This is a genomic window from Larsenimonas salina, assembly GCF_023736155.1.
Taxonomy (GTDB): Bacteria; Pseudomonadota; Gammaproteobacteria; order Pseudomonadales; family Halomonadaceae; genus Larsenimonas; species Larsenimonas salina.
The window spans coordinates 59,629-76,458 of sequence record NZ_JAMLJJ010000009.1 but is presented as its reverse complement, the minus strand read 5'-3'; the positions used below and the strand labels follow the sequence as shown (position 1 = coordinate 76,458).

The 16,830-nt window shown below is 61.7% G+C and carries 17 protein-coding genes; 14 read left to right on the top strand and 3 right to left on the bottom strand.

The window, feature by feature from the left end; genetic code table 11:
- Positions 1-23: 23 nt before the first annotated feature.
- A complete protein-coding gene (locus NAT23_RS13915; protein ID WP_251929254.1) occupies positions 24-1,154 on the bottom strand; it encodes an NADH:flavin oxidoreductase in 1,131 nt (376 codons plus the stop codon).
- A 275-nt stretch (positions 1,155-1,429) separates the two neighbouring features.
- On the opposite strand from NAT23_RS13915, the gene NAT23_RS13910 reads away from it, so the two are divergent.
- From NAT23_RS13910 to NAT23_RS13865, 10 genes are all read left to right on the top strand, one after another.
- Positions 1,430-2,185, top strand: coding sequence for a GntR family transcriptional regulator (locus tag NAT23_RS13910; protein WP_251929253.1), 756 nt, complete (start codon positions 1,430-1,432; stop codon positions 2,183-2,185).
- Positions 2,182-3,393, top strand: coding sequence for a D-mannonate dehydratase ManD (gene manD, locus NAT23_RS13905; RefSeq protein ID WP_251929252.1), 1,212 nt, complete (start codon positions 2,182-2,184; stop codon positions 3,391-3,393). Before NAT23_RS13910 ends, manD begins: the two co-directional genes overlap by 4 nt.
- A gap of 79 nt (positions 3,394-3,472) precedes the next feature.
- A complete protein-coding gene (locus tag NAT23_RS13900; protein WP_251929251.1) occupies positions 3,473-4,504 on the top strand; it encodes a Zn-dependent oxidoreductase in 1,032 nt (343 codons plus the stop codon).
- A gap of 154 nt (positions 4,505-4,658) precedes the next feature.
- Entirely contained in the window at positions 4,659-5,624 is a 966-nt protein-coding gene (locus NAT23_RS13895) for a TRAP transporter substrate-binding protein (protein ID WP_251929250.1), read from the top strand.
- A 63-nt stretch (positions 5,625-5,687) separates the two neighbouring features.
- Positions 5,688-6,251: a TRAP transporter small permease gene (locus tag NAT23_RS13890; protein ID WP_251929248.1), complete on the top strand. Its 564-nt coding sequence runs from the start codon at positions 5,688-5,690 to the stop codon at positions 6,249-6,251.
- Positions 6,251-7,531 carry a TRAP transporter large permease gene (locus tag NAT23_RS13885; protein ID WP_251929246.1) on the top strand — a complete coding sequence of 427 codons (1,281 nt, stop codon included), beginning with the start codon at positions 6,251-6,253 and terminating at the stop codon, positions 7,529-7,531. Before NAT23_RS13890 ends, NAT23_RS13885 begins: the two co-directional genes overlap by 1 nt.
- A 1-nt stretch (position 7,532) precedes the next feature.
- The gene (locus NAT23_RS13880) at positions 7,533-9,020 is read left to right on the top strand and encodes a mannitol dehydrogenase family protein (RefSeq protein ID WP_251929245.1); all 1,488 of its coding nucleotides are present in this window, start codon (positions 7,533-7,535) and stop codon (positions 9,018-9,020) included.
- Positions 9,017-10,174 carry a mannonate dehydratase gene (gene uxuA, locus NAT23_RS13875; protein WP_251929243.1) on the top strand — a complete coding sequence of 386 codons (1,158 nt, stop codon included), beginning with the start codon at positions 9,017-9,019 and terminating at the stop codon, positions 10,172-10,174. The genes NAT23_RS13880 and uxuA overlap by 4 nt, the downstream gene beginning before the upstream one ends.
- An 83-nt stretch (positions 10,175-10,257) precedes the next feature.
- A complete protein-coding gene (locus NAT23_RS13870; protein WP_251929241.1) occupies positions 10,258-10,887 on the top strand; it encodes a xanthine dehydrogenase family in 630 nt (209 codons plus the stop codon).
- A gap of 135 nt (positions 10,888-11,022) precedes the next feature.
- Positions 11,023-11,688: a hypothetical protein gene (locus NAT23_RS13865; RefSeq protein ID WP_251929239.1), complete on the top strand. Its 666-nt coding sequence runs from the start codon at positions 11,023-11,025 to the stop codon at positions 11,686-11,688.
- 37 nt (positions 11,689-11,725) lie between these two features.
- On the opposite strand, the gene NAT23_RS13860 is transcribed toward NAT23_RS13865, so the two are convergent.
- Both NAT23_RS13860 and NAT23_RS13855 read right to left on the bottom strand, forming a co-directional pair.
- On the bottom strand, positions 11,726-13,084 hold the full coding sequence (locus tag NAT23_RS13860) for a BAR domain-containing protein (RefSeq protein ID WP_251929237.1): 1,359 nt from the start codon (positions 13,082-13,084) through the stop codon (positions 11,726-11,728).
- 114 nt (positions 13,085-13,198) lie between these two features.
- A complete protein-coding gene (locus NAT23_RS13855) occupies positions 13,199-14,104 on the bottom strand; it encodes an AEC family transporter (RefSeq protein WP_251929235.1) in 906 nt (301 codons plus the stop codon).
- A gap of 151 nt (positions 14,105-14,255) precedes the next feature.
- On the opposite strand from NAT23_RS13855, the gene NAT23_RS13850 reads away from it, so the two are divergent.
- The 4 genes from NAT23_RS13850 (at position 14,256) to rpoZ (ending at position 16,801) form a co-directional block, all read left to right on the top strand.
- Positions 14,256-14,975 (top strand): glutathione S-transferase, encoded by a 720-nt coding sequence (locus NAT23_RS13850; protein ID WP_251929233.1) that lies wholly within the window; start codon positions 14,256-14,258, stop codon positions 14,973-14,975.
- 64 nt (positions 14,976-15,039) lie between these two features.
- Complete coding sequence (gene grxB / locus NAT23_RS13845) at positions 15,040-15,687, top strand: glutaredoxin 2 (RefSeq protein ID WP_251929230.1); 648 nt, start codon at positions 15,040-15,042, stop codon at positions 15,685-15,687.
- Between the two features lie 84 nt (positions 15,688-15,771).
- The gene (gmk, locus tag NAT23_RS13840; protein WP_433962204.1) at positions 15,772-16,425 is read left to right on the top strand and encodes a guanylate kinase; all 654 of its coding nucleotides are present in this window, start codon (positions 15,772-15,774) and stop codon (positions 16,423-16,425) included.
- Between the two features lie 124 nt (positions 16,426-16,549).
- On the top strand, positions 16,550-16,801 hold the full coding sequence (gene rpoZ, locus NAT23_RS13835; protein WP_251594566.1) for a DNA-directed RNA polymerase subunit omega: 252 nt from the start codon (positions 16,550-16,552) through the stop codon (positions 16,799-16,801).
- The last annotated feature ends 29 nt before the right edge of the window (positions 16,802-16,830 follow it).

Genomic DNA, 16,830 nt, shown 5'->3' with positions numbered 1-16,830 from the left:
AGGCTACCCGACCCGACCTTAGTTCAGCGCACCAGTTCGTCGAGCGCAGCGCGGTCGAAATCGATCAGTTCATCAAGACGCTCATCACGCACCTTGGCCGCCCAATCGGGGTCGGACAACAGCGCCCGCCCTACCGCGATCATGTCGAACTCTTCCCGCGCGCGCTGATCGGCGAGCTGCTTGACGTCCACCCGGCTCTTGGAGGTCGGGTCCTCCTCACGGGTGAAGTGCCCGGTGCGGAAGGTCTTGTCGAGGCCGATGCTTCCGACCGCGATCACCGGTTTACCGGTCAGTTCCTGCGTCCACTGGGCAAGGGTCAGCTCGCTTCCGGCAAAGCCCGGCTCCCACATGCGGCGCGTGCTTACGTGAAACATATCGACGCCGTCGTCGGCAAGCGGGCGCAACAGCGCGCCGAGCGCCTCCGGGGTCTCGGCAATGCGAGCGTGGTAATCCGAAAGCTTCCACTGGGAAAAACGGAAGATGATCGGGAAGTCCGGCCCGACCACATTGCGCACCGCCTGTACGATCATGCGCGGAAACCGCAGTCGATTTTCCACGCTGCCGCCGTAGGCGTCGGTGCGCTGGTTGCTCTCGGCCCACAGGAACTGATCGATCAGGTACCCGTGAGCGCCGTGCAGCTCGAGGGCATCGAAGCCAAGGCGTCTGGCCTCGAACGCGGCCCGGGCGAACGAGGCCACCACGTCCTGAATGTCGTCTTCGGTCATCGCGCGCACGACCTCAACGCCCTCCTCGACAAGTGCCATCGGCCCGAACCCCGGGACGTCGGTGTCCGGCTCCACTCCGGGGCGACGCTCGCGCCCCACGTGCCAGAGCTGCGGTGCGATCATACCGCCGGCGGCGTGCACCCGCTCGACCACGTCCTTCCAGCCCTCAAGGCCCTCACCATGAAAGGCGGGCACACTTGGGTAGCCGTTGGCGCCCGGGTGGTCGATGTAGGTACCTTCAGTGATGATCAGGCCCACGCCGCCGCGGGCACGGCGTTCGTAATACTCGGCCACATCCGCGCCCGGCACGCCGCCAGGCGACATGTTGCGCGTCATCGGCGCCATGGCGATGCGATTGGGAAACGTGGTGCCGTTGATCGTCAACGGCTCGAACAGCGGCGCGGCCAGGGCGGCGTGGGTATCCGTCATGAGTTAATCCTTTATATATAGAGATATATAAATATATTAACCATCAAGACCATACCTGTATACCCCTCGGAGCCGCCCTAGACCATGCGGTCCGCCCGCTCACGTCCTTCGGTGTGATCACTGCGTTCGATGGATCGCTCCTTTGACGAGATCGTGTATTTCGGCTGGATCGTGTAGTCCGGCTGGATCGTTACACTTTGGTCGATTGCCCTAAAGTGGGATGGGCGACAGCTGGCCCAACTACCATACTAGTGAACATTAAAAAGGACACCGCCATGCCGACGTCTCTGCGCACACTCTGGAACGACATCACCGACGGCTCGGTTCGCCAGCGCCTGATTACGGTACTGCGCGACGCGATCATTCACATGACGCTCGAACCGGGCCAGGCCCTCTCTGAAAAGGAAATCGCGGACACCTTCGATGTCAGCCGCCAACCCGTGCGCGAGGCGTTCATTCGCCTGTCCGAGGCCGGGCTGGTCGAGGTTCGACCGCAGCGCGGCACCTTTGTGGTGCCCATCTCGGAAGCGGCCGTGCTCGAAGCCCAGTTCATTCGCGAGGCCATCGAAGTGGCGGTCGTGCGCGCCTGCGCCGAGCATGGCCTGAGCGAGGCGATGGCCCGTGAGCTCGATGACCTGCTGGTGCGTCAACGCAGGTGTCAGGCCACCGGCGACAGCGAGCGTTTCTACGCCCTCGATGAGGCGTTTCATCACACGCTCGCGCGCGCCGCCGGTCACAACATGGCCTGGCGCATTACCCAGGACGCCAAGGCGCAACTCGACCGGGTGCGTTATCTGAGCATGCCGAACACCACCCCGCTCGAAATTCTGATCGACCAGCACACCGCGATCATCGAGGCCATCTCTAGCGCGGACATTGTCGGTGCCGAGCGAATGATGCGCGCACACATGCGCGAAATTCTGAAATCGCTGCCAAACGTCAAGGCGCACTATCCGGCGCTGTTTGACGATGAAGCCCAAAAGACCTTCGCCACTATAGGCGCGGGACACGACCAGGAGAACGTCGGATGAAGATCACCGAAGCCTATACCATCGTCAGCTCGCCAGGGCGCAACTTCGTCACGCTCAAGATCAAGACCGACAGCGGGCTGTACGGCATCGGTGATGCCACCCTGAACGGGCGCGAAAAGGCCGTGGTGGCCTACCTCGACGAACATGTTCTGCCCGCTCTGATCGGCCGCGACGCCCACCAGATCGAAGACATCTGGCACTACCTCTATCGCGGTGCCTACTGGCGTCGCGGTCCGGTCACCATGTCGGCGATCTCGGCCGTCGATCTGGCGCTTTGGGACATCAAGGCCAAGGCCGCCAACATGCCGCTGTATCAACTGCTCGGCGGCAAGAGCCGCGAGCGGGTGATGACCTACGCCCACTGCACCGGGCAGGACATCGAGACCTGCCTCGAGGAAGTGCAGAAGCACGTCGACCTCGGCTACAAGGCCGTGCGCGTTCAGGCCGGTGTGCCCGGCATCAAGACCATCTATGGGGTGGCCAAGAACCCCGGCGAGCGCTACGAGCCGGCCGACGCCGCGCTCCCGGCCGAGCACTCCTGGAGCACCGAGAAATACCTCAACCACGCGCCGAAGCTGTTCAAGGCGGTGCGCGAGCGCTTTGGCGATGAGCTTCACGTGCTGCACGACGTGCACCACCGGCTCACTCCGATCGAGGCGGCACGCCTTGGCAAGGCCGTCGAACCCTATCACCTGTTCTGGCTCGAGGACTGTGTTCCGGCAGAAAATCAGGAAAGCATGAAGCTGATCCGCCAGCACACCACCACGCCGCTGGCGATCGGGGAAGTCTTCAACTCGATCCACGATTACCGCGAGATGATCGAAAACCAGTGGATCGACTACATCCGAACACCGCTGAGTCACGGCGGCGGCATTACCGGCCTGCGGCGGCTGGCCGATTTCGCCGGGCTCTACCACATTCGCACCGGCTTCCACGGCCCGACCGACCTGTCTCCGGTCTGCCTTGGCGCGGCGGTGCACTTTGACACCTGGGTGCCCAATTTCGGTATTCAGGAACACATGGCCCACGACCCGCTGACCGACGAGGTCTTCCCGCACGACTACCGCTTCGAAAATGGCCACTTCATTGCGGGCGAAGCGCCTGGTCACGGCGTCGACATCGACGAGGACGCCGCCGCCCGTTACCCCTACAAGCCCGCGAGCCTACCGGTCAATCGGCTTGAAGACGGCACGCTCTGGCACTGGTAATGCATCGTCAACCAATAACCCTATCGACGATCAACGGATGCAATCACGGCGCTGAACCAGCGCCTGAGAGGAGACGGCAATGAAGGTTTTTGAAGTACGCGCCCCCCATGAAGCCAGCCTGGTCGAGCGTGACACGCCCGCCCCGGCCCCGGGCGAAGTTCTGGTCAAGGTCGCATTCGTCGGGATCTGCGGCTCGGACATGCACATCCTGCACGGCGATAACGCCTTCGTGCGCTACCCGCGGGTGATCGGCCACGAATTCTCAGGAACCGTCGCCGCACTCGGAGACGACGTGACCGGCTGGACGGAAGGTGAGCGGGTCTGCGTCGATCCGGTCATCAGCTGTGGCACGTGCTACCCATGCCGCATCAATCGCCCGAACGTCTGTCGCACTCTAAGCGTGATCGGCGTGCATCGCGATGGCGGCTTCGAGCAGTACGTGCGCGTGCCGGCTGCCAACCTCTATCGCGTGCCGGAATCGATCCCGCTCGATCAGGCTGCGCTGGTCGAGCCCTATTCGATTGCCTCCAATGTGCTCTCGAACATGGGCGTTCATGCAGGCGACAGCCTGTTGATTGTCGGCGCCGGCGTCATCGGCATGACGGTATTGCAGGTGGCGCGAGCGCTTGGCATCGAGCGCATCACGGTCGCCGACATCCTCGATGACCGGCTCGACGTCGCACGCGAGCTGGGCGCCACACACACCATCAACAGCGCCCAGGACGATCTCGAGGCCCGTGTCGATGCACTGACCGACGGCGAGGGCATGAATCTGATCGTCGACGCGGCCTGCCACCCCGCGCTTTTACCGCAGATGGTTCGAATGGCATCCGCCGCCGGGCGCCTGGGGCTTCTCGGCTTCAGCAGTGTCCCGAGCGAGCTGGTGCAGCTCGAGGTGATCAAGAAGGAACTGACGCTTGTGGGCTCGCGGCTCAATAGCCGGCAGTTCCCTACCGTGATCGAGCTTCTTGAGACGGGCCGACTCGATGCCTCGCGCCTGATCAGCCACCGCATGCCATTTGAGGCCATGCCGGAGGCGCTGTCGCTGATCGAGCAGCATCCGGAACAGACCCGCAAGGTTCTGATCGAGATCGACACGACACTTGAGTAATCGTTTTTCCCTGCAAGGCTCGGCGCACAGCGCCCAATGAAATGAGGCCGGCCATGACCGGCCCGACAACAACCCGTGAGACGGCAGCATCTGCCGATGACACAACAGCCATGACGCCCACGCGTCATGAACAAAGAACCTCGGGAGAGAGACCATGTTGAAACGCCTGCTTGCTACCACATTGCTTGGTGCCGCCGTACTGAGCGCCTCGGCCCACGCCGCCGATTACACGCTGAAGTTCGGCCATCTGGCCAACAAGGACAACATTTGGAACAAGGCCGCCGAGCACTTCAAGAAGGAAGTCGAGGAAAACTCCAACGGCCGCATCGACGTTCAGATCTTCCCCAACGATCAGCTGGGCGGTGAGATGGAGGTCATCAACAGCATCCAGCTCGGCACCGCCGACATGACCATCACCGGTGAGAGCCTTCAGAACTGGGCACCGCTGGCCGCGCTGATGGCCGTGCCGTACGCCTTCAAGAGTGAAGAGCAGCTGGAACAGGCCGTTGACGGCGACATCGGCAAGAAGATCACCGATCAGATCGAACAGCGCACCGGCCTGGTGCCGATCGCCTGGTTCGAACGCGGCCCGCGTGAGCTGACCTCCAACCGCCCGATCAAAACGCCCGACGACCTCGATGGCCTGCGTCTGCGCGTTCCGAACGTGCCGCTGTTCGTGAAAACCTGGCAGGCACTCGGTGCCAAGCCGACACCAATGGCGTTCGGTGAAGTGTTTACCTCGCTTCAGCAAAACACCATCGACGGTCAGGAAAACCCGCTGTCGTTGATCGAAAGTGCCAGCTTCAACGAGGTTCAGCAGTACGTGAACATGACCAACCATGTCCGCAGCTGGATCTATGTCGTGATCGGCAAGCGCAAGCTCGAATCGATGCCTGAAGACCTTCAGCAGGTCGTGCTCGAGGCAGGCCGTGACATGCAGTCGTATGAGGCGACGCTGTTCAAGAAGGATCAGGCGCGCCTCAAGAGCGCACTTGAAGAGAAAGGCATGACGTTCGTCGATTCCGATGAAGCGGCGTTTGCCGAGAAGGCGCGTCCGGCGGTCGAGAAGGCGCTCAACGACGAGCAGCTCGAGCTCTACAAGGCCATTCAGAACCTGTAACGCCTTCAGAACCTGTAATGCCTTCGCCCCGGCATCCGCCGGGGCGCGTGCAAGGAGCGTCCCATGTCCGATTCGACCGACGTTGCAGCGCTCGATGCGCTGCCCGCCTACGCCGCTATTCCGCCAATGGGCGGACCGGTCGGCGCGCTTATCCGAGGGCTTGATCGCCTGTTTGCCACCCTGGCTGTGCTGGGGCTTCTGGCGATTGCCGCCGTGGTTATCCTTCAGATCGTGGCCCGTGTGGCCCTGCCATCGTCTCCGGTCTGGACCGAAGAGCTGTCGCGGTATCTGTTCATTCACATGATCGCGGTCTCAAGCGGTCTGGTGCTGCGCCAGCACCGCCATGTTGGCGTTGAGCTGTTTCAACACACGCTCGGGTTTCGCGCCCAGATGGCGCTGCGCGGTGTGACTTCACTGGTGCTCGCGGTGTTTTCCGCCATCGTCCTGCCCTATGCCTGGACGTATGCGCAGATCGGGGCGTTTCAGACCTCCCCCACCCTCGGTATTCCAATGATCTATATCTTTTCGGCCACGGCCATTCTGTTCGGCCTGAGCGCGGTCTATGGCGCGCTGGGCGTTATCGAAGCCGGGGTCGCGTTCGTGCGTGGCAGCAAGGAGCACACCTGATGGAAATCCTGATGCTGTTTGGACTGTTTCTGGTCCTGATGCTGATCGGCATTCCGATTGCCTTTTCCCTGGGCATCGCCTCATTGAGCTATCTGATGATGGAAGGCATTCCGCTGACCATTATCCCCCAGCGCCTCTATGGCGGGCTGGATTCGTTCGTGCTGCTGTGCATTCCAGGCTTCGTGCTCGCCGGTAACCTGATGAACGTCGGCAACATCACCGACCACATCGTGCGGTTCTCGAACGCACTGGTCGGTCATATCCGCGGCGGGCTCGGCCTTGCCAACGTGGGCGGCTCGATGATCTTTGGCGGCATTTCAGGCACCGCCGCGGCCGATGCCGCGAGCATCGGTTCGGTGATGATTCCGGGCATGCACAAGGCTGGCTACGACAAGCCCTTTGCGGCAGCCGTTACCGCGGCCTCCTCGACCATTGGCCCGATCATTCCGCCAAGCGTGCCGATGATCATCGCAGGCTCGCTCTCGGGCGTGTCGGTCGGTCGCATGTTCCTGGCCGGCGCCATTCCGGGGCTGCTTCTGGGCGTGGCGATGATGATCACGGTTTATATCCTGGCGGTGAAGCGCAATTACCCGAAACAGAAGCGGGCAAGCGTCAAGGAGATCATCAAGGAAGGCCGCAGCGCGTTCTGGGCGCTTCTGATGACCTTCATCATCCTCTACGGCATCATCGGCGGGCTGTTCACGCCAACCGAAGCCTCGATCGTTGCAAGCCTTTACGCCTTCGTGATTGGCCTGTTCGTCTACAAGGGGCTCAACTGGTCGAATCTGCCGAAACTGCTGGTCGATACCGTGCTGACGTCAGCCTCGCTGATGATTCTGGTCGGCATGGCCAACCTGTTCGGCTGGATTCTGACCAGCCAGCAAGTGCCGCAGATGGTGGCGGAACACATCCTCTCGTTCAGTGATAACCCGCTGGTCGTGATTTTGATCATCAACCTGATTCTGCTCGCGGTGGGCACCTTCATGGAGACCATCGCCGCCCTGATCATCCTGTTCCCTGCGCTTTTGGGCGTAGCGACCGGCGTCGGCATGGACCCGGTGCACTTCGGGCTGATGGCGGTATTGAACCTGATGATCGGTCTGTCCACGCCGCCGCTCGGCGTGTGCCTGTTCATCGTGGCAGGCATTGGCAAGCTGCCGATGCTGTCAGTGGCGCGAGCCATCGTGCCGTTTCTGATCTGTAACCTCACGGTGCTGTTGCTGGTCGCCTACATTCCGGCGCTGTCGCTTTGGCTGCCTAACCTCTTGATGGGAAAATGACATGACTCTGACGTCCATTTCGAGCCTCTACCCCACGCCCCGGGCCGGCATTGTCCATCTCGGGCTGGGCGCTTTCCACAGGGCGCATCAGGCGGTCTACCTGGAGCGCCTGATGGCTCGCCACGGCGGCGGCGACTGGGGCATCATCAGCGCCAACATCCGCTCCAACAAGGCGTTGGTCGATCAGCTCACCAACTGCGGCCATCGTTATCACGTTGCTGAATTCGAACGGCGTGAGCGGGGCGTCGCCCGCGAGGTTCGCTCAATCGTCGAGGCGCTGTACGCAGGCCCCGATGGCACGGACCGGGCCCGCCTGTTCGAGGCCATGAGCGACCCCGCCATTCGTATCGTGACCCTCACGATCACCGAAAAGGGCTACTACCTCGACCCGGCCACGGGCGATCTAATGGAGCAGGCCGAGCCGGTCGCCCACGACATCGCTCACCCCGACGACCCGCATACGGCCCTCGGCATGCTCGTGCACGCACTCGGCCGTCGCCACCGCGCGGGCGAGGCGCCGTTCACGGTGGTCAGCTGCGACAACATGCCAGGCAACGGTGAGCGCACGCGCAAGGCCGTCGTGCAGCTGGCCCGTCATCTCGACGGTGCACTGGCCGACTGGATCGAGGCCCAGGTCGCCTTTCCCAGCAGTATGGTCGACCGCATCGTCCCGGCGATGACCGGAGAGGACCATCAGCGGCTGATGAGCCTTGGCATCGAGGACCCGGCCGCCGTGGTCTGTGAAGCCTTCAGCCAATGGGTGATCGAGGATCGTTTTCCGGGCGGGCGCCCCGACTGGGAACATGAAGGCGTGCAGATGGTCGACGACGTCGCCCCGTTCGAAACCATGAAGCTACGCCTGCTCAACGGCAGTCATTCGCTCTTGGCGTATCTGGGTGGGCTTGCAGGCATCGACACCGTCGCCAACGCGGTCGCGCAGCCGGCGTTCAGGACGCTGCTGTCGCAGTACATGCGCCATGAGGCCGCCCCGACGCTGACCCTGCCCGAAGGCGTCGATCTCGAGCGCTACATCACCGCACTTCTTGACCGCTTTGCCAACGACAGCCTCGAGCATCGCCTGCTTCAGATCGCAATGGACGGCTCACAGAAGCTGCCACAGCGCTGGCTCTCCGGCATGGTGACGCAGCTTCAGGCCAAAACGCCGACGCCTGCAACGCTTCTGGGCATCGCCGGCTGGATCCAGTTCACCGCAGGCCAGAACGAGCAGGGCCAGCCGCACCGCCTCGATGATCCAATGGCCGAGACTCTGACAGAGCTTCACGAGCGCCACGAGGACGAGGAAGACGCACTGGTGCGCGCAATGCTGAACACGCGCTCGATCTTCCCGGCCGCGCTTGCCGGCAACGAACAGATTATTCAGCAGCTCGTTCGCCTTCTGGTCGCACTGCGCACGCGAGGCGTCACCGAGACGATCACGCAGACGCTGGAGGCCGAATCGATCACTTCCTCCGAGAAGGGGCTGTCATGAAGGCCACCTGGCGCTGGTTTGGACCAAGTGATCCGATCAAGCTCAATGACATTCGACAAACCGGCGCAACCGGCGTCGTAACTGCCCTTCACGAGGTACCCACCGGTGAGGTGTGGAACCAGGCCGCGATACAAGGGCGCAAGGCGCTTATCGAACGCGCAGGCCTTGACTGGTCAGTGGTTGAAAGCGTGCCGGTCAGCGAGGCGATCAAGCAGGGCCTGCCCGACCGGGACACACACATCGAGCGTTACTGCGAGACCCTTGCCAATCTGGGGGCACAGGGCATCGATACGGTGTGCTACAACTTCATGCCGGTACTGGACTGGACCCGAACCGAGCTGGCCTGGCCGCTGCCCAGCGGCGCGACCGCCCTTCGCTTCGACGCAACCGCCTGCGCGGCCTTCGATCTCTTCCTGCTAAAACGGCCCGGCGCCGATCAGGACTACGACCCTGACACCGTGGCGCGGGCAAAAGCCCATGTGGATAACCTGACTCACGCGCAGCAGAATGCGCTTATCCACACCCTGATTGCAGGGCTCCCCGGCGCGGAAGAACACTACACGCTGAGTCAGTTCCGGTCCGCCATCGCGGCGTACGACGGCATCGATCACGCACGGCTGCGCGACAACCTTGCCTACTTCCTGCGCGCGGTTGTGCCAGCCGCCGAAGCGGCGGGCGTACGTCTTGCCATTCACCCGGATGACCCGCCCTATCCGCTGTTCGGGCTGCCTCGCATTGTGTCTACCGCTGATGACGTCGCCTGGCTTCTCGACGCCGCCCCCAGCCCAAACAACGGCATGACACTCTGCACCGGCTCCTACGGCGTACGCGCCGACAATAACCTGGTGGCCATGGCGGCCCGCTTTGGGCCGAACATTCACTTTGCCCACCTGCGCTCGACCCGCCGCGAACGCGACGGCCGCTCGTTTCATGAAGCCGACCACTTGGACGGCGATGTCGACATGGTCGGGGTCATCCAGGCGCTTCTTACCGAGGAGCGGCGCCGCAACGCCTCGATTCCGATGCGACCGGATCACGGCCACCACATGCTCGATGACCTGAACCGCTCGACCCGCCCGGGGTATCCGCTGATCGGCCGACTCAAGGATCTGGCCGCGCTTCAGGGGATCGAGGCCGCGCTCAAAGCGAACTGAGGTGATCCCACGTCGCCGCGTGGCGTAAAGTGTCGATACGATCTCGTTGATCGTATCGACACCTTTTAGAACAGGTCATCTCCTTGAACATCCATTACCGACCCGCCACCACAGACGACTTCGACGCCATTGTCGAGCTGTTTCTGGACACCATGAATCTGAGCCTTTTCACCTCCGTCACGGACCGAGAGGCGCTTCGCCACATGGCCATACTCTTTCTGGCCAAGGACCTGCATAACGCGAACCACATCGACATCGCCGAGTGCGAGGGTGAGCTCTGCGGTGTACTGATGGGCACAACGCGAAAGGCGGTGAAAAAGGCGCTGCGCTTCGACCCCGACCCGTGGCTTGAAGCCGCCGATGCGGCCTTGTCATGCACGCCCGAGGGCCAAAACGTGCTGGACGACCTGGAACAAAGTCTCGAGGCGCTGCCGCCAAAATCCAGAGCCGTTTCGGACTGCGACAGCGAGCTGGTCTTTTTCAGCACTCGACCGCGCTATCGCCGCCGTCGGGTGGGCTCGACCCTTATTCGCCAGTTCGAGGCGTTCCTGTACGCCCGCGGCGCGTGCAAGTACTACCTCTACTCCGACAGTCTATGCACCTATCAATTCTACGACGCCAACGGTTTCGAACGCGTCGAACGGATGCAAAACACGTTCAATCCCGACATCGAGAACTATACCTACGTTAAACCTGTGCCGGAGAACGCGTGAGTGACTGATGCCCGGTGGCTCAAAAGCCAAAACCGGAACCCTCTTGAGCCCATATACCGAAAGGCAGCAACGGGCATAGAATTCTTAAGGCTTTCTTAGGTATTATAGTTAGCATGCTCACAATATAGGTGCGTCATGCGCTATCACGCTTTACCTCAGGACATGCTCGCCTCGCGCGTTTCACTGACCCTTGCCCGTTACCTTGGCTACGCTCTGATCCTGGCGATGATCTGCCAACTCGAACTCTGGACGCTGACCGTTGACGCCATGCCCCGTTTCAGCGAGACCTCGTTTGTCGAGCTGATCCAAAGCGTCGCGCTTGCGCTGTCGGTCGCGGTGCTTGCCTGGGCGCGCCGCTTCCCGGTGTATCGGCAAGGCGTCGTGCTCATGGCCGGATGGCTGCTCGCGTCATTGATTCGCGAACAGGATTTTCTGTTTGACCAGATGATGGATGGTCTATGGCAAGTGCTGGTCGCCGCGGTTGCTCTGCCCACCCTCGTTTACACCTGGCGGCAGCGCGCGACACTTGCGCAGGAGTGCCAGCGCTTTTTTGCGACTCAGGCCTTTGGCCTGTTCATGGGCGGCTTTCTGACGACCTACGTCTTTTCACGACTGTTGGGGCGCAAGGTGGTGTGGCAGGCCGTGCTCGGCTCGGACTATGCCTATCGCATCAAAAGCGGCGTGGAGGAGAATATAGAGCTGCTCGGGTATCTGCTGATGCTGTTTGCCTGCATCGAGCTGGCGCTTCAGGCCCGCCGACATTTTCGGCAAAGCCTGAGTTTCGAAGACGTGACGCATTGACGACGGCACCAGACGCCCGGTGCCGTCACCATGTGGCTCAGTCCGTGCGGTCGTCCGGCAGGGCCGATAGCGCGGCAATCACGCCCTGATTGAAGCGCTGTTCGGTGCGCGCCGAGCGGATGCCGTCCATGTCGATGTTCAGCACATCCTCATCGGCCGAAGGCACCGGCCAGCGAGCATCGATGAGCTTATAAAGGTATTTGGGCTGAGAAAACATCGATGATCCACCGCCCTGGGTTGTCATGACCAGCGCCAGTACGTCAGCCCCCCCGTCAAGGTCGAAGGGCTCATCAAGCCGAGCCTCACTGTGCTTCGAGTCTTCAACCAGCTTGGCTGCGCGCCGCTCAAAGAGGGCGTTTTGGGCCTCGACCAGCGCCTGAGCCTCGCTTGATTGCGCGTTACGCACGAAGCGCTGTTTCTGTTGCGGCGAATCAACCCGCTCGAGCTCCCGCTCGAGGCGCTCGATCTCGCTTTGAGTGCGGCCAAGGCGATTGTTCAGCGCCCTCATCGGCCCGAACTTGTTCTCCGCGACAATCTTTGCATCTCGCAGCGACTTCTGCGCGCTCTGACGCTGACCGCGCAGAGACCCGTCTTCATTGCGATAACTGCCGATCTTGTCCTGAAGGGCGCGGTACTCATCGAAATTATCGACGTAGACCTGGGTGCCGGAGAGGTCCTTCAGCGCCTTGTTGGGCAGCGACAGGTAATAACAGCGGCCGTCTTGCTGCTGACGGTCTACCGTTACCCGGCCATCGTATTCCTTACACGGGCCCGAGCGCGCGGTGTAGCCGTACACGCCCGTACGCGGCGACAGCGTTCGGACCGGAATTTCCTGTTTGACGATGTTCGTGTTCCAGGCCTCGATTGCCTCGCTTGCAAGCGCCTGGGCACGCGTCTGTGCCTTGTCGATCTGCGCCTCGATCGCTTCGAGCCGCTCCTTGGGCGCCTTGATTTCCTTGAGCATGTCCTGCTCGACCGCCTTTGTATCGCTCAGCGTGTCCTTGGCGTTGGAGAGCTCCTGATTCAGCGCCTTGCGCTGAGAATCAACCTGCTTGCCCCACGCCGATTCGGCCTCTTTGCGCGCCTCAACCAGCGCCTTGGCCGGCTGGTTGATCGCCTTGTCGTCAAGCGTCGAGAGCTTGGGCGTTTCAAGCACGGTCGTGTCGCGTACGAACGACTCGAGCGTACCGACATCGGCCACCAGCGCCTTGGCCGTGGCAATGTCGTCCTGCGAGAAATAGTGGATCCGAGCGTCAGTGGACGACGTCAATCTGGACAGCGCCTGCTCTGGAATGTCGAGCCGTGCCTCCTTTGGATAGTTGTTGTCGCCGCATCCCTGTAGCGCGCCTACCAGCGCGACTGCGGCCACCGCATAGGCCATCTTTCGTTTTATCATGAGTGTCGCCCGCCTGATCCCAAGAGTGAATGAACGTTACGTCCGCCGATTGTAGAGGCTCACAATCTGTTCAAGTGTAATTAAGTGTTATCTCACATGAGTTGCTCTGTGTGCTTAGCCATGAAGCCATAGCCCCCAGATCGGAAGCGTCAGCGCCGCCCCGATCGTGGACAGAAAGATGCAGGCGCCAAGGTCACGCTGCTGATCACCCGGCGCAACGAACGCCAGTACATTGACTCCGATCGGGCCCGCCGCAAGCAGAATCAGTACCTGACGCGCCGTATCGCCAAGCCCGGGCAGCACCGAGGTAACAAGGGCCACCAGCGTCGGAAACACCAGCAGCTTGGTCGCACACACGCCCCAGACATCCATGCTTGGGCGAAACCGATAGCGGGTGAGGCCCGCACCCAGAAAGATCAGCGCACACGGCAACGCCGCTCGCGAGAGCCAGTCGAGCATGGTCCAGAGGGTGTCCGGCAGCGGCAGCGCCAGAACGTTGACGACGCCGCCAAGCGCCATCCCGATCACGAGCGGGTTGGCAAGCGTCTTGAGCATCGTGCGCGGTGAAAATCCACGGCGCTCCGGGTCAAAAAGGGACAGAAAGAGCGAGTGCGCGGTAAAGGTAATCACGTTGTGAAACGCCAGGATCGCAAAGACGAACACCATGCCCGAATGACCAAACAGCGCCGTGACGACGGGCAGACCGACCAGAATGTTGTTCGAATACGCCCCCGCAAGCCCGAATACGGTGGGGGTGCCCGCCCGCCGGTATGTCCAGAGATTGAGCCCCGCGAAGACGAGCATGGCCGGCAGAAAATACGCCGCGATCAGCCACGGAGACAGCGCCTCGCTCAGTGATGCCCGCGCGATGCCCGAAAACAGAAGACAGGGCATGAACACCTTGAACGTGACCTGACGGAGCCCCTCGAGCTGCTCGACTGCGATCCACTGCCGACGACCAAGGATATATCCCAATAGAATCAGCCCGAAAATGGGCAATATGGCCAGCACTGCGGTCATGAAAAACCTCGAATGTCGTCGGTTGTGAAGCACTCGGTCGAGGTCACTACGCTACCACGCGCTCGACCATGGTGGCATAAGCGCACGCCCGGCTCGCAGCCGGGCCATCCCCTCGCTAAGCTGGCGACTGGCGATACCAAAGGAGAATCGTATGCAGTACGCGCTTTACTATTGGCCAAGCATTCCCGGGCGAGGAGAGTTCGTGCGCCTTGCCCTGGAAGCAGGCGGAGCCACCTATCGGGATGTAGGGCGTGAGCCGGACGGTCTCGAGCAGATCGAGGCCTTTCTAAACGGTGAAGCCACGGCCACCCCACCCTTTGCGCCCCCGTTTCTGGTCAGTGAGACTCGAGTGATTTCTCACGTCGCCAACATTCTTAGAACGCTCGGCCCCGAGCTTGAGCTCGTACCTGACGATTCCTACGCCCGGGACTGGGCCCATAGTCTGCAACTGACCCTGACCGACTTTGTTGCCGAAATACACGACACCCATCACCCGCTCGGCCCATCGCTATACTTCGACGAGCAAAAGACTGAAGCCCGCCGCCGAGCCGTGACCTTTTTGCAGGATCGGCTGCCGCTGTTTCTGGGCTACTTCGAGCAAATCCTCGACAACAACCCCGTCAGCGACTGCCATCTGGTCGGCGATCGATTGAGCTACGTCGACACCTCGCTCTTTCAGGTCATGATGGGCCTGCGCTACGCCTTCCCCAATGCGATGGAGGACATCCACCCCACGGTGGCCGGGCTCGACCGCGTGGTCACGGCCGTAAGGACCCACCCGCGACTTAGAAACTACCTCGACTCGCCAAGGCGCCAGCCCTTCAACGAAAATGGCATCTTCCGGCACTATCCGATGCTTGACCAGACGTGAACCTTGGCCCCAATGCCTGCGGTTGGCTAGGCTTTCATGATCAACACTCACTCTGCGAGGGGTCATGAAACTCTACGTCTACGATCACTGCCCGTTTTGCGTCAAGGCCCGCATGATCTTCGGTCTGAAAGACGTGCCCTTTGAGCTCGAGATTCTGCTCAATGACGACGAAGAGACGCCACGCCGCATGACCGGGGTCAAATCCCTGCCGATTCTTGAGCGCGACGACGGTTCCTTTCTGGGCGAAAGTCAGGACATCATCGAAGAAATCGACCGTACACACGGTGCGCCTGTGCTCGATGGGCCGCGTAACCCCGAGCTTGCCCGCTGGCTGAAGGCCACAAGTGACACCGTACTGGCGCTGGTGATTCCCCGTGTGCCCCAGGCGCCATTCGGGGAGTTCGCAACGCCTGAAGCCCGCGCCTACTTTACCGAGAAAAAGGAAGCGGCATTCGGGCGCTTTGATGAGCTGCGCGATCAAACCAGCACGCACCTGATCGACCTTGAGCGCTGGCTCAACGAGCTGGAGCCGATGATCCAGTCGACCGAGGCCGTTAATGGCGTGCTGTCGCAGGATGATATCGAGCTGTTCGCCACCCTTCGCCAGCTGTCGCTGGTCGAGGGGGTTCAGTACCCTGCGCGCGTCGACGCGTATCGCCACGCCATGGCCAAACTGGCCCAGGTGCCCTTGAACGACGAATTCGCCCTATAACCCCGACCGGGCCGGGCTGCGCCCGATGCACCTGCTGTGCGATACTGGGCGCTTTCCGTTTTCATTTCAGCGACCAAGACCGCCATGACCGACACGCCCATGCCCAAAGAACCCGGCCAGCTCTACATCGTTTCCGCCCCCTCGGGCGCCGGAAAGACCAGCCTGGTCAGCGCCTTGCTCCAGCGCACCGACCACATCGGCGTGTCTGTCTCACACACCACACGCGCCATGCGTCCGGGAGAAGAAAACGGGATCAATTACCACTTCGTGGCCGAGTCCGAGTTTGAGGCCATGATCGCGCGGGGCGAGTTCTTCGAGCACGCCTGGGTGTTCGACCGGCACTACGGCACCTCACGCCCGGCCGTCGAAACCCGGCTGCTTGCCGGCGAGGATGTGATTCTGGAAATCGACTGGCAGGGTGCGCGCCAGGTGCGTGAACAGCGCCCCGATGCCCGCTCGATCTTCATTCTCCCGCCCTCGCGGGAGGCACTGCGGTTTCGTCTTTCAAGCCGCGGGCAGGACGACGCGGCAACCATTGATCGCCGCATGCGCGACGCCATCAGTGAGATGTCTCATTTCGGCGAGTTCGATTACGTCGTCATCAACGACCGCTTCGACGAGGCCCTTGAAGAGCTCTCGAGCATCATTCGCGCCGAGCGCTGCCGACGCGCGCGCATTCAGACCGCCCGTGGGGCGCTGCTCAGCGAGCTCTTGTCACACGAGCCGCCAGTCGAGTAGACTCGATTTCCCCCCGAACATACGTCTTTTGTCGCGCCGGGCTTGTTTTATCCCTGAGCTGCGGCACGGCAAGAGCACCGTCTGACGATGTCGTCACACATTTAAACGATCAGGTAGATTACCCATGGCACGAGTTACCGTCGAAGATTGCCTCGACTACGTTGATAACCGTTTCCAACTGGTGATGGTCGCCACCAAGCGCGCGCGTCAGCTCGCACGTGGCAGCCGCAACAGCGAACTGGACTGGGAAAACGACAAGCCCACCGTCATGGCACTGCGCGAAATCGCCGCTCAGAAAGTCGGGCCAAGCGTACTCGACGAGCCGACCGAAGCGCCGGCCCCTCGCCCGCGTCCGCAACAGCCCCAAGACGTCTGATCAACGGGCCAACGGTCAGAAAGGCGACT